We start from the raw sequence: 15,066 nt of genomic DNA on the forward strand, positions 1-15,066 counted from the left end.
GACGCGACACCCATCAAGACGCCGAATGCGAGGCGGCGCGTTTACGGCCGCCGAATCCGCGAGACAGGACGAGCCGCCGACAGTGGAACAGGCCACATCCCTCTTCATGCAAGTCGTGCTGATTCTCGGCGGCGGGATCGTCGCCGGCACCTTGTTCATGCGCATCGGCCTCGGCACGGTGCTCGGCTATCTCTTCGCCGGCATTGTGATGGGGCCGGTGTTCCAGCTGATCGGCGAAGGCAAGGAAATCCTTCATATCGGCGAGCTCGGCGTCGTCTTTCTCCTGTTCATCATCGGGCTCGAATTGAAGGCGAGCCGGTTGTGGGCGCTGCGACGGCAGATTTTCGGCCTTGGCCTGACCCAGGTCGTGCTGACGGGCGCGGCGCTGACGGGGATTGCGATCCTGTTCGGCATGAACTGGCAAGCTGGCGTCGTGATCGGCTTCGGTCTCGCGCTGTCCTCGACCGCGTTCGGCCTGCAACTGCTCGAAGAGGCCGGCGAGACCAACACACGGCATGGCCAGTCGGCCTTTTCCATCCTGCTGTTCCAGGATCTCGCCGTCGTTCCGCTGCTCGCGGCGATTCCGTTCCTGGCGCCCTTTTCCGAGGGCGCCGAGGTCGATATCGAACGCATCGCTCTGTCGATCGGGGCAATCGTGGCGCTGCTCGTCGTCGGGAAATACCTGCTCAACCCCCTGTTTCGGATCATGGCGACGTCCGGCGCGCGCGAGGTCATGCTGGGCGCGGCGCTGTTCGTGGTGCTCGGTTCGGCGATGTTGATGGAGGCCGCCGGGTTCTCCATGGCGATGGGCGCCTTTATCGCCGGCGTGCTGCTGGCCGAATCCTCCTACCGGCACGAACTCGAAGCCAATATCGAACCGTTTCGCGGGCTATTGCTCGGTCTGTTCTTCATCGCCGTGGGGCTGTCGCTCGACCTGTCGGTGATCACGGACAACTGGCTGATGATTCTGGTCCTCACGCCGGTCCTGATGATCGTCAAGGCGGCCTTCATCTATCTCCTGTCCCGCGCCTTCGGCCAAAGCCATGCGACCGCCGTGCGGGTTTCGGGACTCCTTGCTCAGGGCGGCGAATTCGGCTTCGTCCTCTTCACTGCCTCGGCCGCGAGCCTGATCTTCCCGCGCGAGACCTCCTCGCTGCTGATCGCGATCGTTACCCTGTCGATGGCGCTGACACCGCTGGCCACATGGCTGGCGCGACGGTTTTCCATCGAACACACCGAAGAGGAGACCTTGGAGGAGGATTTCGAAGGCGCCGGTTCGGCCGTTCTGATGGTTGGCTTCTCACGCTTCGGGCAGATGGCAGCGCAGGTCCTGCTTTCCAGCGGCATCGACGTGACGATCATCGATTCCTCGGCCGAGCGCATCCGTAACGCGAGCAAATTCGGTTTCCGGATCTATTTCGGCTCCGGCCTGCGCAAGGACGTTCTGGAGGCGGCCGGCATCCGCAAGGCGAAGCTCGTCGCGGTCTGCACCAACAAGCGCGAAACCACGGATCGGGTCGTCGACCTGATCCGATCCGAATTCCCCAATGTCAGCCTTTATGTCCGTTCCTACGACCGCTCGCACGCGCTGTCGCTCCGCGCCCGTGGTGTGGATTTCGAAATACGGGAGACGGTCGAATCAGCGCTGGCCTTCGGTGCGGCAACGCTCGACGCCTTCGGAATCGAGGAGGAACTCGCCGATCGCATCGTCGAGGACGTCAGGCGGCGGGATCAGGCGCGGCTGAAGCTGCAGGAAGCCGAAGGCTTCTACGCCGGCAACGACATGGTGACGACGCGCGTCGTCACCCCCGAACCGCTGGTCAAGCCGCGCCCCTCCTTGCAAGCCATCGAAAAATCGGCTGATGAGAACGGAGACACGTCACCGATCGACGAAGGCCCTCCACGCAAACGCCGCCGTGGGCGCCCCTTTGCCGGGCGCCGCCGCAACTTCGACAAGGTCCAGTCCCGATGAGCACGACACCGTTCCACCTTGCCTTTCCCGTTCGCGACCTCGAGGAAACCCGGGCATTCTACCGCGATGTCCTCGGCGCCAATATCGGCCGATCCTCTGAGAGTTGGGTCGATTTCGATCTGTTCGGCCATCAGCTCTCGGCGCACAGCCGTCCCGGAATGACAAAAGCCGACGGCAGTGGACAGGTGGATGGCCACGCCGTGCCGATCCCGCACTTCGGCGTCGTGCTGACGATGACCGATTGGCAGGCACTCGCCGATCGCCTGACGGAGCGCGACGACGTCGACTGGATCAAGCGCCCGATGATCCGGTTCAAGGACGAGCCAGGCGAACAGGCGACGCTGTTTCTCTACGATCCCTCCGGCAATGCCCTCGAATTCAAGGGTTTCTCGGACATGAACCGGGTTTTCGCGAGCTGAGGCTAAGCGGTGACGCTCAGTAGCGTACCACGGTAAGCGACGCTAAATCGCGCAAAGGGGATCCGCCGTTCCGGGACACGCCCTCGCAAGCGCGCCTATGGCCGCCAAAGATTCCCTGACACGGCACCCAATCTTCACTCCTGCAGGTCTCGCCGTCAGAATGGCGGGCCTTTTGTCACGCAGTGTCTCGATTGTTCCCTTTTCAAATTTTTAATGCACTTTATCCCGTTTGTTGATTTTATTCACGACTGGTTGTTCTTGCCGCATAAGGCGGTTGACTGAGACACATCCGCCGCTTCGAGACCGATAGGCAACTCGGCAATCTCCCTTCCAAGCAGGGGAACCCGTTTCGCAAAGCTGGCGTTTCCGAGGGCCGAAGAACACGCCGGATGCAAGCCGTCTCCCGATGAACCGACATCTCGCCCTCCACGCCGAACGGTTTGGCCTTAGCGTCGTCGCACCGGAGATCTTCGACGTCGAGCGGCGTTTGAACGGTAAGGGGTTCCGCATCTGTTTCCGGGATGGCGAGCCGATCACCGACAAGGACATCAAGCGAAGGGTCGAGGCGCTGGTGATCCCGCCGGCCTGGACCGAAGTGCGGATTTGTATCGAGGCGACCGGCCATATCCAGGCGATCGGCCGCGACGAGAAGGGCCGGCTGCAATATCGTTACCATGACGAATGGGTGAATGTGTGCAACGCGGTAAAGACCGAGCGACTCCTGCGCTTCGGCCGCGCCCTGCCCCGACTTCGGCGGATGGTGGAAAAGGACATGCGCCGCAGCAAGGTCGACCGGCGGACGACATCGGCGATCGCGACGCGGCTAATCGACCTCACCGCCATGCGGCCAGGTCACGAGAAATATGCGGCCGATGGCGGCCGGGGCGTGGCCTCGCTGCGCAAGGGAAACCTCCGCATCGTCAAGAAGGTCGCGGTTCTGAACTTTGTCGGAAAATCCAACAAGGAACACTGCATCGAGATCGCCGACAAGCCGCTGGTGCGCTCGCTGAAGCGAGTTCGTAAGGGCAAGGGGCAGCGTCTGTTCCGGTTTCCCGGCCAGAAGAAGAAGCAGCGCGAGCTGACCGCGAACCTGTTGAACGACTATCTGCACGAGGCCGGCGCGGCACGGATCTCGGCCAAGGATTTTCGGACGTTTCACGGCTCGGCCGAGGCGCTGCGCTATCTGGTCGAGGACGTGGGTTCAGCAGCCGATACCGAGGCCAAACGCAAGCGCGCCGTTGCCGCGGCGATGAAATCGGTCTCGCGTCCTGCGCAACACGCCGACCGTAGCGCGATCCTCGTATGTCCATCCCCGGATCGTGCAGGCCTTCGAGGAGCAAAATCTGCCGCCAGACCTGCTGAAGGGCCGCAGGCGCGATGGGCTGACCCGGGTCGAGACCGGGCTGATGCGATTTCTCGAACAGACCGCCCAATAGAAGGGCGACCGCTCAGCGCGCCGAGGCTTTTCCTGCGTGGGTGCTTTCGGCCGCCGCCGCAGTGCTCTTATGGTCTCCCAACAGGCGACCGAGCGCGCGCTTGGTTTCCTCCTTGAATGAGGCCGTCTCCTCGAGGATCTGCCGCGTGCGCAGGAAATCGAGCACCCGATAACCCGACACCGATGGGCGCAGCAGCAGGTCGGGTGGACACATCCGCAGTTTGGAGTCGGTGATCGACTGCATCATCAGTTGCGAGGCGCCGAACATCGCCTCCATCTGCGTCGGCATGGTGTCGCCACTGCCCACCGGACCGCCGTTGACGTCGACCGCGACGACAAGGTCGGCCTTGCCCCGCAGCCGGTCGAAAGGCAGCGGATTGAAGATACCGCCGTCGAACAGCACCTTGCCGTCCCGGCGAATCGGGCGGAACACGGCGGGGATGGCCGCCGAGGCCGCCAAGGCGCTGGGCAGGTCGCCGCTGTCGATCTCGCACTCGGTGCGGGCGTAGAAGTCCGTCGCCATCACCCCGAGCGGTATTTCGAGGCCCTCGAAGGTCGTCGGCAGATCGGCGGGCAGGAAGACCGACAGCACGCGCTCGGCATCGAAGGGGCCGAAGCGCAGGGCCCCGTCGCTCATGAAGTCCTGGAAGGGCGTGGGCCGCGTTTGCCAGAGCCGGGACAGCACGAGCCGCTTGCGGGCAAAGCTGTCGAGCGCGAAGGCGCGCAGCTCGGCACCGCTCATGCCGGCGGCGTAGCCCGCGCCCATGATCGCGCCGATCGAGGAACCGACGATGCGCTTCGGCCGCACGCCGAGCTCATCGAGCGCCTCGATCACGTGGATATGGGCGATGCCACGGGCACCGCCGCCGCCAAGCGCCAGCGCGAAATCGCTCACGCCGTCAGGCTCCGCCTGGGCCGACGGTGATGACGGTGGGTTCGTCCGAGAGCAGCTTGCGCGCGATCTGCTTCACCTCCTCCATCGTCACGGCATCGATAATCGCCTTGCGACGATCGATATAGTCGTTGCCGAGGTCGTCGAGCTGAATCCCCACGAGTGTCGAGGCAATCGCCAGGGAGGAGTCGAGATTGCGGATGGCGTAGGAGCCTTTGACATAGGCTTTGGCCTTGGCGAGTTCCTCCTCGCTCGGACCGTCCTTCGCCATGCGCTTCAGTTCGTCGCGGATGATCTCGATGCTTTCGGCCGCCTTGTCGGAGCGGGTCGCGGTGCTCGCGCCGAGCACGGCGGCATGATCGTAGCTCGCCAGCCACGAGCCGGCGCCATAGGCAAGACCACGCTTTTCGCGAATCTCGGTATAGAGCCGCGAGGTGAACGAGCCGCCGCCGAGGATATGATTCATCAGATAGGCGGCGAAGAATTCCTCGTCGTTCCGCATGACGCCGGGAAGCGCGAACTGGATCGCCGTTTGCGGCACGTCAAGCTCGACGGCGACGGTCTTGCCGGTCACCGGTTCGATCTGGGCAACCGGCTTCAGATCGGCCGTCTCCGGCAAGGCGCCGAAAACCGCGTCGAGCCTTTCACCCAGCTTTTCCGGGCTGATCGCGCCGACGACGCCGACATACAAATTGTCCTTGGCGAAGGTCTTGCCGCGCAAAGCCTTCAAATCCTCGGCCGTCACCTTGTCGAGGCTTTCCAGGGTGCCCTCAGTCGGACGCGAATAGGGATGGCCGGCGAAGACGGTCTCGCGGAATGCCTTGCCGGCAAGTTCGCCGGGGTCGTTCTGGTCGGCGAGGATGCCGGCCTTGATCTGACCACGGATGCGCGCCACCGGCTCCTCGTCGAAACGCGGATCGTTGACCGACAGCTTCAAGAGATCGAAGGCATCGTCCTCGAACTCCACGATGGTGCGGAAATTGCCGGTGAAATTGTCGAGGCTGGCGTCGTAGCTCAGCGAGACACCGAGATCGTCGAGACGCGCCTGAAACGCGCGGCTGTCGATCTCGCCGGCACCCTCGTCGAGCAAACCCGACATCAAATTGGCGGTGCCTTCCTTGCCGTCTGCATCCTGGGTCGAGCCGGCGCCCTTGAAAGCGAATTTCATGGCAATCAGCGGGTTCGTGTAGTCCTCGACGAGGAGGGCCTTGATCCCGCCTGGGCTCGTCACCTCCTGGATTTCCACCGCGCCGACCGGGCCGAGCGAAGCAAAGGAAAGACCGAGGGACAGGGTCAGGGCGGCGACTGCGCCGGCAAACGGATTGGCGAATGGCTTCAACGGTTTCTTCCTTCCGCGATGCGAAAAATCAGGAGCGGGTTTCGGCGGACGGCTCCGGCAGCAGATAGCCGGTCACGGAGCGCTTCGGCTGGAGATATTTCCGAGCCGCGGCCGCCACGTCTTCGACGGTGACCGCCTCGATCCGCTCGGGCCAACCCTCGACATCCGCGATGGTGCGGCCCGTCGAAAGCGCCGCGGCATAACGGCGCGCCATCGAGGTCTGACTGTCGCGCAAATAGATGACATCCTTGCGGACGCGGTTCTTGGCGCGCTCCAGTTCCTCCGCGGTGATGCCCTTTTCGACGATGCGGGCGATCTCGGCATCGATCGCCGCCTCGATCTCCTCCAGGCTCGCCTCGCCCCGCGGCATCCCGTAGACGACGAACTGTCCCTCCTCCAGCGCGGTTCCGGCGTAGTGGGCACCGGCGCCGGCGGCGATCGCCTTGTCGACGACAAGGCCGCGATACAGCCGGCTCGTGGTGCCACCGCCAAGAACGTCAGCCAGGACATCAAGCGCTTCGGCCTCGCCCGGATCGGCGGTCGTATCGGAAGGCACGAGATAGGCCCGTTGCATCGACGGCTGGGTGACGCGCGCGTCGGTCAGCGTCACCGTCCGCGCGGCCAGCGGCTCCGGCTCCACCGGCCGGACGCGCTCGCCAGGTTCCGCGCGGCGCGCAACCTTGCCATAGGTCGCCTCGGCAAGCCGGCGAACTTCCGCTTCGGTCACGTCGCCGGCGATCAGGAGGATCGCGTTGTTGGGGGTATAATATTTGTCGTAGAAGGCGACGGCGCCATCCCGCGACAGCGCCTCGATCTCCGAGCGCCAACCGATCACCGGATCGCCATAGGGGCTGTTCTGGAACAGTGCCGCCTGAACGGCCTCGGCGAGCTGCGAGCCGGGATCATTGTCGACGCGCGACCGGCGCTCTTCCAAAATGACGTCGCGCTCGGGTGCCACCGTTTCCTTGGAGAGCACAAGGTTCTCCATGCGGTCCGCCTCGAAGGTCATAACCATTTCCAGCGCGTCGGCCGGCACCTGCTGATAGTAGCCGGTGTAGTCCGAGGTGGTGAAGGCGTTCTCCTGACCGCCGATCTCGGCGACGGCCCGCGAGAAAGTCCCTTCCGAGTTGGTCTTGGTGCCCTTGAACATCAAATGCTCGAAGAAGTGGGCGATGCCGCTTTCGCCGGGCGCCTCGTCCGCCGCGCCGACCTTGTAGTAGAGCATCTGGGTCACGACCGGGGCGCGATGGTCGGGCAGGACCACGACCTGGAGCCCGTTGTCGAGCATGAAGGTCGAGAGTTCCGCGGCCTTTTCCTTGGCCGTGGCCTGCTGCGTCGCGGCCTCGGCCTTCGGTGCGGCCACCGTTTCGGCACGGGCCGCGAGTGGCAAAGCGAAGGCGACGGCGAGAGCCGATAGGCCGATCTGGCGCGAGAAAAGCTTCATCGTTCGGTCTGATCCTCGTTCAGTGCATCTGGTCAGGGACGCCCGGACTATGGCGGATCGCAGGAATCGTGACCAATTACGGTTTAGTTAGGTCGCCGGGTTCAGGGACGCGGAGTCGGACGCGGCCACCAGAAAGCGCAAAATCGTCTCGCCCATGGCCCGCTCTTCTTCGAGCGTGAAGCCGTCCGGGGTCTCGAATGGGGCGGAGACCGCCTCCTCGACCACTACGAGCGCGCCCGGCTTCAGCCAGCCGCCATCGCGGGCGGAGACCAGCGCCGCCTCGCCGAGCCGCTTGCCGTAGGGCGGATCGGCAAAGAGACAGGAGAACGGCTCCATCGTGCTGACGCCGCCGAGCCGGGTCGCATCGCGCCGAAAGATCTTCGATCGCCCCTGCAGCCCGAAGGCCTCGACATTCTCGCGCACGAGCCCCCGGCCCTCGACACCCTCCTCGATGAAGAGACAAAAGCGAGCGCCACGCGAGAGAGCCTCCAGCCCTAGCGCGCCGGTCCCCGCGAACAGATCGAGCACCCGGCACCCATCAAGGGTGAAGCCGCCCCTGTGAGCCAGCACGTTGAACAGGGTCTCGCGGTTGCGATCCGTGGTCGGGCGGATCGCGTCGGTCTTCGGTGTCGCCAGGCGGCGGCCACGAAATTCACCCCCGACGATGCGCATCGCGGCTCAGCCCTTGCGCGGCGGTCGCGGGCCGCGCGGTCTATCGCCGCCCTCCCGCCCGGTCGAGCCGGCGCCGGCGGGCGGCCTGCCCCCGCCTCCCGGTCCCCGGCGCTGCGGACGGTCCTGAGCCGCCAACCCCTTTTTCGTGCCCTGTGGCCGCGCGCCCGGCGCCATCCAGACATTGGCCGAACGCTTGCCTTCCCCGAACGGCTTCTTGGCCGCCGGCTTGTCGCCATCAGCAGACGCCGCGCCGCGATCGCCATAGGGCTTCTTCGGACCGTCGAAGCGCTTGCCGGCGCCGCCACGCTCCGGCCTGTCCGGCCGTTCGCCGCGCTGCGGACGCGGTGCGCGCGTGTCCAGACGGCCGAGGGCATCCTCGCGCTTGGCCTCGCGGGCGCGCTTCTTGTTCGGCGCCGTCTCGCTGGCGGAAATCCAGTCGCCGCGCTTGATGGGCCGCAGATCCTCGTTCGGCTGTTCGGCCTCGACCGGCTTGTTGGAGAAGGGCTTGGCGACAGGCGCGTCGAAGTCGGCGCCGGCCTCCTCGATCAGGCGATCGCCGAGCTGGTCGCGCAGCGTCCGTCCCTTGATTTCCTGCACCGAGCCTTCGGGGAGATCGCCGAGCTGGAAGGGGCCGAAGGACAGCCGGATCAAGCGGTTCACGTCCAGGCCGAGATGCGCGAGGACGCGTTTGACCTCGCGGTTCTTGCCTTCGCGCAGGCCCAGCGTCAGCCAGACGTTGGAGCCCTGCTCGCGATCGAGACTGGCCTCGATCGCGCCATAGAAGACGCCGTCGATGGCAATGCCCTGACGCAGCTCGTCGAGGCGCGCCTGATTGATCGCGCCATGGGCACGGACGCGGTAGCGGCGCAGCCACCCGGTCGCGGGTAGTTCGAGGATGCGTGCCAGACCACCGTCATTGGTCAGGAGCAGGAGGCCCTCGGTGGTGATATCGAGCCGGCCGACAGTGAGGACGCGCGGCATATCCTTCGGAAGTCGTTCAAAAACGGTCGGACGCCCTTCCGGATCGCGGTTCGTCGTGACCGTCCCGGCCGGCTTGTGGAACAGCCACAAGCGCGTGCGCTCGATCGCCGGTAGCGGTGCGCCGTCGATCTCGATCCTGTCGGCGGCGGTTACGTCCAGCGCCGGCGTGTCGAGCACCTTGCCGTTCACCCGCACCCGGCCGTCGGCGATCATGCCCTCGGCGTCGCGGCGCGAGGCGATGCCCGCCCGCGCCAGCCGCCGGGCGATCCGCATCTTGCCCGGCATCGTCGCTTCCGCGTCGGCGCTCGCAGGACGATCCGTCCGTGGTGGCCGTCTTTCTTTGTCCGCAGGCCTTGGCTTGCGCTCGGCTTTCCCGGAATCATGAGCGAGCTGTCCGTAGCTGCGCGGCTTCGACGCCGCGCCGTCGCCGCTCTCGCTTCGTGGCCCGCCATGGGAGGCCATTCCGCGGCTGCGCGGCGTGAACGGCTTGCGCTCGCCGTCGGCGCCAGCGCCACCGGCGCGGCCGGGCCGCGGCTTGTCCGACGAGGGACGGTCACCGCGTGGCTTGCCGGCGTCCGGCCGATCGCCAGTCCGGGCTTCGGCGCGCGGCCGGAAGGGGCGCTTTTCGCCGCCGCCGCCACTCTTGCCGCCACGCGCACCGCCGCCATCACCCGGTTTGCGGCCGCGGCCTTTCCTGTCGTCGCCGTTCGTCGTATCGCTCATGCCATTGCCTTTGCTGCGGCGGACCCTGGCCTCGGGAACCCCTCAGATCGAATAATATGTGCCTTTGTCCGGCATGCCGGATCGGCTGGAAAGACCGGTCTGCGGCGCGGCGAAGGGCGCGACGAGCTTCAAGTCGATCCGCGCACCGGCCGAGGATCGCTCTAACAGGTCGTCACCCCTGGAGCGAGAGGAACCCGACGGTGGCCAGTCAGAATTTCATGGATGTCGCGCTCGAAGAAGCCCGCGACGCGGCCGAACGCGGCGAGACGCCGGTCGGCGCCGTGTTGGTGCGAAACGGCGAAATCCTCGCCCGGGCCGGCAACGAAACGCGCCAACGCCACGATCCGACCGCTCATGCCGAAATCCTCGCTATCCGCGCTGGCGCAACGGCGCTCGGCTCGGAACGGCTGCCGGACTGCGATCTCTATGTAACGCTGGAGCCCTGCGCCATGTGCGCCGCGGCGATCTCCTTCGCGCGAATCCGGCGGCTCTATTTCGGCGCCAGCGACCCAAAGGGCGGCGCCATCGAGGCCGGTCCGCGTTTCTTCAGCCAGCCCACCTGCCATCACGCGCCGGAGGTCTATGCGGGCATCGCGGAAAGCGCGAGCGCGACGATCCTGCGCGAGTTCTTCCGCGCCAGACGCTGAGACCGGCACGTCGCGCAACTGAAAAGCCAATTGCGGCCTGGGTGTCCCGCCCCGGTGATCAGAACGGCAGCAGGTTGCGGATTTTCGAACCGATACTTCCGTCGCTGCCGCGCATTCTCCGCTCCTTGACGCTCTCGTCCTCGCCCGGATCGCCGACCGGCGCCGTGGCCGCCGGCTTGCGATAGGCGATCGGCGGCTCGCTCAGATATTTGCGCTGGGTCGCGCTGCCCTGCTGACTGTCGCGCTGGCGCTGACGAATGAGTTCGCCGCGGCTGCGAAGTTCTCCAGGCGAAAGCGTGGTGTCGGGCCTGCCGTTGTCGAATTTGTAACCGCTACCGCCCGCGCGATCGAGATAGGCTTGGGTCACGCCTTCCTTGCGCGCCGTCGCAACATCGGCCGGCACCGGGCCATCGCCCTGATAGGCGGCCGCCTGCAGACGCGCCGCGCGCTGCTCCGGCGATTCCGGCCAGTTGGGATCGCCAGTGGTGTTGCGGGTTGCCTGCGGTGGCGGCAAAATGCTGGTGTTCTCAGGCTTCACCAATTCCGGTCGCGGGGCGTAGGCGATCTGGGCGGCATCGCTGCTACCCCCAAGGGAAACCACGTTGTTGAGATCGTCGAACAGCGTCTCGCCCTGCGACTTGCCGGTGCCGTAGGTCGGTCCGAGACAGCCGGAGAGGGCCAGCGCGACCGCGCCGATGGTCATCGCGTGAAACGCGAATCGAACTGTCTTCGTCATACGATACGGCCCCCTAGCCGAATTTGCCGCCCTCATGTCAGCGGAGGGCCGGCGGCCGGCAGTCGCCGGACGCGGCCCGCGCATGCCACGAAATTCAGGCGAATTCCGGGCGCATTTTTAAGCCGCTCTCCATCACCGCGCAAGCGCGGTTGGCGGTTTTACCCCACCATCTTCGATGGGAGAGCCGTCCATTGGCGCAATTCACGCGCCTACCGAGAACCCTCAGCCTCATGGAGGACGCGCGCGGTGGTCAGGCCCAATTCCCGCAAGGCCGCCGCGTCGCGCGCCGAAACGTCGGGGAAATCGGAATCCGATCCGACATCGTCGGTGATCTTCCACGACCGGGCGCATTTTATCCCCTGGGCCTTGCGGAAGATGACGGCGATGCCGGGTGTGTCGGCCAGGCGGAAAGCCTCGGCCGGCGCCGGCTCGCCGGAGATTTCGAGGCCGCTGGTGATGGCGATCTCGGCGAAATCGACGGACGCGGCCAGTGCGCGCAGATCGGCGTCGTCGAGATGGACGACAGGCGCGGCCTCCAGCGACGATCCGATGGTCTTTGCGCGTCGCTGTTCCTCCAGTGCGCCCATGACGACCCGCCGGATGCGGCGCAGCTTTTGCCAGCGGGCGGCGAGCGCATCCTCGCGCCAGGCCGGATCGACATCGCGGAAGGATTCCAGATGCACCGACCGCGCCTCCGGATAACGCGACAGCCACGCCTCCTCCATGGTGAAGGGCAGCATCGGCGCGAGCCAGGTGACCAGATGGTCGAACAGCGTCCGCACGACCTGCAGCGCCGCCTTGCGGCGGACCGCCGAGGGCGGATCGCAATAGAGCGAATCCTTGCGGATATCGAAGTAGAAGGCCGACAGCTCGACCACGACGAAATCGAGCAGCGCGCGGCTGATCCGCTTGAAATCGAAGCCGTCGTAGCCCTTGCGGACCACCTCATCGAGCTCGGCGAGCCGGTGCAGCATCAGCCGCTCCAGCTCCGGCATCTCGGCCAGCGGCACCGTTTCACCGGTGTCGTGGGCAAGTGTCCCGAGCATCCAGCGCATGGTGTTGCGCAGCTTGCGGTAGCTGTCGATGTTGGTCTGCAGGATCGTCTTGCCGAGCCGCAGATCCTCCGAATAGTCGGAACTGACCACCCACAGCCGCAGGATGTCGGCGCCGGACTGCTTGATGACGTCCTGGGGGGTCACGACGTTGCCGAGGGACTTCGACATCTTGCGCCCCTCCTCGTCCATGACGAAGCCATGGGTCAGCACCGCGTCATAGGGCGCCCGGCCGCGCGTGGCGCAGGATTCCAGCAGCGAGGAGTGAAACCAGCCGCGATGCTGGTCGGAGCCTTCGAGATAAAGGTCGGCCGGCCATTTGAGGTCGGGCCGCTTTTCGAGGCAGAAGGCATGGGTCGAGCCGGAATCGAACCATACGTCGAGGATATCGCGGACCATCGTCCACTTCTGCGAATCGTGTTCGTTGCCGAGGAAGCGCTCCTTGGCACCGTCGGCGAACCAGGCATCAGCGCCCTCTTCCGCGAAGGCTTCCAGGATGCGAGCGTTCACCGCATCGTCCTTGAGGATCTCGCCATTCTCGTCGGCGAAGACGCAGATCGGCACGCCCCAGGCGCGCTGGCGGGACAGCACCCAGTCCGGTCGATCCGCGATCATGCCGCGCAGCCGGTTCTGGCCCGATGTCGGCACGAAGCGGGTGGTGTCGATGGCGGCGAGTGCGCGGGAGCGGAGGGTGTCACCCTCCCCACCGGTGGGGAGGTGGGCGCCGGCGTTCATCCCATACCCGCCGAGGTCCTTGTCCATATGGACGAACCATTGCGGGGTGTTCCTGAAGATCACCGGCTTCTTGGAACGCCAGGAATGCGGGTACTGGTGCTTCAGGCGACCCCGCGCGAGCAGATTGTTCCGCTCGATCAGCGCGGCGATGACGCGCTTGTTGGCGTCGCCCTTCTTGCCCTTGTCGTCGATGACGCGCGCGGGACCGCCTTCCGCGTCCGGCCCGAAGCCCGGCACGTCCTTGGTGTAGAAGCCGTCGTCGTCGACGGTGAACGGGATCGCCGTGTCGATACCGCGCGCTTCGAGATCGCGGCGGGCGTCCATCCAGGCGTCGAAATCCTCGCGGCCGTGGCCGGGCGCCGTGTGGACGAAACCAGTGCCTGCCTCGTCGGTGACGTGATCGCCGGCAAGGAGGGGGACCGAGAACTCATATCCTCCGCCAAGGCATTTGAGCGGGTGGTCAACGAGCAAGCCTGCGAGAGCGGTTGCTGGTACGCCCTCGACACGCCGGTAGCCACCGTCCGGAACACGCGCCTTGGCAAAGACGTCGGCCGCCAGCGCGTCGGCCAACACGAGCCGGTCGCCGTGCGCTGCCCAGCGCGGGTTCTCGGCGTCATCCGGCGCGGTGACCTCGTAGAGGCCGTAGGCAATGCGAGGTGAGAAGGCGACAGCACGGTTGCCCGGGATCGTCCAGGGCGTCGTGGTCCAGATAACGACGGAGGCTTTTCCAAGATGATAGTCATCCGGAACAGACATTGAGGGCTCGGTGTCATGTGCCAGGAATCGCGTAGCGCCATCCCGGACCGGAAACTTCACCCACACCGTATCGCTTTCGTGGTCGTGGTATTCGACCTCCGCTTCTGCCAGCGCGGTCTTTTCCACCACCGACCACATGATCGGCTTGGAGCCGCGATAAAGCTGGCCCGACATGGCGAATTTCAACAACTCGCCGGCGATCACCGACTCGGCCCCATAGGCCATGGTCAGATACGGGTCCTTGAAGTCGCCCTCGACGCCGAGGCGGCGGAACTCCTCAGTCTGCACCCCCACCCAATGGGCGGCGAAGTCGCGGCATTCCTTGCGGAACTCGTTGACCGGCACCTCGTCCTTGTTCTTGCCCTTTGCCCGATACTGCTCCTCGATCTTCCACTCGATCGGCAGGCCGTGACAGTCCCAGCCGGGGACGTAATTGGCGTCGTAACCGCGCATCTGGAACGAGCGGGTGATGACGTCCTTGAGGATCTTGTTGAGCGCGTGGCCGATATGCAGGTTGCCGTTGGCGTAGGGCGGCCCGTCATGCAGGACGTATTTCGGCCGGCCCTCGGACGCCTTGCGCAAGGTGCCGTAGAGATCCATCGCGTCCCATTTGGCGATCCATTCCGGCTCGGCCTTGGGCAGGCCGGCGCGCATCGGAAAATCGGTCTCAGGCAGGAACAGCGTCTTGGAATAATCGACGGCGCCGTCGGAATCTGTCGTCTTGGTGTCGCTCATGATGTCAGCCATGTCGTCCGCCGCGATCAAAGCACGGCACAAAGGAAAAAAGCGGTGGTGGCGCGGCGGCCGGCAAACCCGGCCCCTCCCCGGCCGAGCCGGTCAGAAGGCCGGGCGGCTAATTCGTATGAAAACGGAATGCGCGCGCGGACTGAGCATGGCTCGAGCCTTTAGCAAGTCCGGCCAGCGAAGGAAAGGCGGGCGCGGTGGCCTGCCTCAAGGAGGCAAGCGCCACGTTGGCCTGGCGGGCCGAATGATATAATTTCGAACATCGGGGTCGGCACGCTTGCTCGATGCCCCGTAAGGAGGTCGCGATGCCCCATCTCTTTCGCTTTCTCGCCCGCAACGCGCTGATCGGCTTTTGTGCCGCCGCGTTCTTCGTCGCCGTGCTGGCGCTTGCCGATATCGGCGGTTTCGGGACGATGATCGCCCGATCGGATTCCGGCCCGCTGGCGATCGGGCTGGTCATCTATTTCCTCGGCCTGACCTTTTCGAGCGTTCAGATCGGCATGGTGATCATGCTCAGCG

At 65.4% G+C, this 15,066-nt stretch carries 12 protein-coding genes; 4 read left to right on the forward strand and 8 right to left on the reverse strand.

Annotated elements, in window-relative coordinates:
* The first annotated feature begins 25 nt into the window (after nt 1–25).
* From VQ044_RS00785 to VQ044_RS00795, 3 genes are all read left to right on the forward strand, one after another.
* Nucleotides 26–1,972, forward strand: coding sequence for a monovalent cation:proton antiporter-2 (CPA2) family protein (locus VQ044_RS00785; RefSeq protein WP_442872834.1), 1,947 nt, complete (start codon nt 26–28; stop codon nt 1,970–1,972).
* Nucleotides 1,969–2,391 (forward strand): VOC family protein, encoded by a 423-nt coding sequence (locus VQ044_RS00790; RefSeq protein ID WP_327645077.1) that lies wholly within the window; start codon nt 1,969–1,971, stop codon nt 2,389–2,391. The genes VQ044_RS00785 and VQ044_RS00790 overlap by 4 nt, the downstream gene beginning before the upstream one ends.
* A gap of 406 nt (nt 2,392–2,797) precedes the next feature.
* A complete protein-coding gene (locus VQ044_RS00795; protein WP_327645079.1) occupies nt 2,798–3,943 on the forward strand; it encodes a DNA topoisomerase IB in 1,146 nt (381 codons plus the stop codon).
* Here the strand turns inward: VQ044_RS00795 and VQ044_RS00800 are convergent.
* From VQ044_RS00800 to VQ044_RS00820, 5 genes are all read right to left on the reverse strand, one after another.
* Nucleotides 3,840–4,721, reverse strand: a complete 882-nt coding sequence (locus tag VQ044_RS00800) for a patatin-like phospholipase family protein (protein WP_327645080.1) — start codon at nt 4,719–4,721, stop codon at nt 3,840–3,842. The two genes, VQ044_RS00795 and VQ044_RS00800, sit on opposite strands and share 104 nt — an antisense overlap.
* A 4-nt stretch (nt 4,722–4,725) precedes the next feature.
* Nucleotides 4,726–6,057: a M16 family metallopeptidase gene (locus VQ044_RS00805; protein WP_327645082.1), complete on the reverse strand. Its 1,332-nt coding sequence runs from the start codon at nt 6,055–6,057 to the stop codon at nt 4,726–4,728.
* 28 nt (nt 6,058–6,085) lie between these two features.
* Nucleotides 6,086–7,501: a M16 family metallopeptidase gene (locus VQ044_RS00810; RefSeq protein ID WP_327645083.1), complete on the reverse strand. Its 1,416-nt coding sequence runs from the start codon at nt 7,499–7,501 to the stop codon at nt 6,086–6,088.
* An 87-nt stretch (nt 7,502–7,588) separates the two neighbouring features.
* On the reverse strand, nt 7,589–8,173 hold the full coding sequence (gene rsmD, locus VQ044_RS00815) for a 16S rRNA (guanine(966)-N(2))-methyltransferase RsmD (RefSeq protein WP_327645084.1): 585 nt from the start codon (nt 8,171–8,173) through the stop codon (nt 7,589–7,591).
* 6 nt (nt 8,174–8,179) lie between these two features.
* Entirely contained in the window at nt 8,180–9,877 is a 1,698-nt protein-coding gene (locus VQ044_RS00820) for a pseudouridine synthase (RefSeq protein WP_327645086.1), read from the reverse strand.
* A gap of 218 nt (nt 9,878–10,095) precedes the next feature.
* Between VQ044_RS00820 and VQ044_RS00825 the strand changes: the two genes are divergently transcribed.
* Complete coding sequence (locus tag VQ044_RS00825; RefSeq protein ID WP_327645148.1) at nt 10,096–10,524, forward strand: nucleoside deaminase; 429 nt, start codon at nt 10,096–10,098, stop codon at nt 10,522–10,524.
* A gap of 58 nt (nt 10,525–10,582) precedes the next feature.
* On the opposite strand, the gene VQ044_RS00830 is transcribed toward VQ044_RS00825, so the two are convergent.
* The 3 genes from VQ044_RS00830 to VQ044_RS00840 all read right to left on the reverse strand — a co-directional run bounded on the left by VQ044_RS00830 (nt 10,583) and on the right by VQ044_RS00840 (nt 15,007).
* Complete coding sequence (locus VQ044_RS00830) at nt 10,583–11,260, reverse strand: hypothetical protein (RefSeq protein ID WP_327645087.1); 678 nt, start codon at nt 11,258–11,260, stop codon at nt 10,583–10,585.
* 209 nt (nt 11,261–11,469) lie between these two features.
* Complete coding sequence (ileS, locus tag VQ044_RS00835; protein WP_327645089.1) at nt 11,470–14,550, reverse strand: isoleucine--tRNA ligase; 3,081 nt, start codon at nt 14,548–14,550, stop codon at nt 11,470–11,472.
* 106 nt (nt 14,551–14,656) lie between these two features.
* On the reverse strand, nt 14,657–15,007 hold the full coding sequence (locus tag VQ044_RS00840) for a hypothetical protein (protein ID WP_327645091.1): 351 nt from the start codon (nt 15,005–15,007) through the stop codon (nt 14,657–14,659).
* Nucleotides 15,008–15,066 lie beyond the last annotated feature (59 nt).

The organism is Aurantimonas sp. C2-5-R2 (assembly GCF_036549495.1).
Taxonomy (GTDB): Bacteria; Pseudomonadota; Alphaproteobacteria; order Rhizobiales; family Rhizobiaceae; genus Aurantimonas; species Aurantimonas coralicida_A.

Bases quoted from the DNA above. Each gene is read 5' to 3' on its own strand.
- VQ044_RS00810 (WP_327645083.1), bottom strand. From the start codon at position 7,501: ATGAAGCTTTTCTCGCGCCAGATCGGCCTATCGGCTCTCGCCGTCGCC.
- VQ044_RS00825 (WP_327645148.1), top strand. From the start codon at position 10,096: ATGGATGTCGCGCTCGAAGAAGCCCGCGACGCGGCCGAACGCGGCGAG.
- ileS (WP_327645089.1), bottom strand. From the start codon at position 14,550: ATGGCTGACATCATGAGCGACACCAAGACGACAGATTCCGACGGCGCC.
- VQ044_RS00785 (WP_442872834.1), top strand. From the start codon at position 26: ATGCGAGGCGGCGCGTTTACGGCCGCCGAATCCGCGAGACAGGACGAG.
- VQ044_RS00830 (WP_327645087.1), bottom strand. From the start codon at position 11,260: ATGACGAAGACAGTTCGATTCGCGTTTCACGCGATGACCATCGGCGCG.
- VQ044_RS00795 (WP_327645079.1), top strand. From the start codon at position 2,798: ATGAACCGACATCTCGCCCTCCACGCCGAACGGTTTGGCCTTAGCGTC.
- VQ044_RS00840 (WP_327645091.1), bottom strand. From the start codon at position 15,007: ATGACCAGCCCGATCGCCAGCGGGCCGGAATCCGATCGGGCGATCATC.
- VQ044_RS00790 (WP_327645077.1), top strand. From the start codon at position 1,969: ATGAGCACGACACCGTTCCACCTTGCCTTTCCCGTTCGCGACCTCGAG.
- rsmD (WP_327645084.1), bottom strand. From the start codon at position 8,173: ATGCGCATCGTCGGGGGTGAATTTCGTGGCCGCCGCCTGGCGACACCG.
- VQ044_RS00820 (WP_327645086.1), bottom strand. From the start codon at position 9,877: ATGAGCGATACGACGAACGGCGACGACAGGAAAGGCCGCGGCCGCAAA.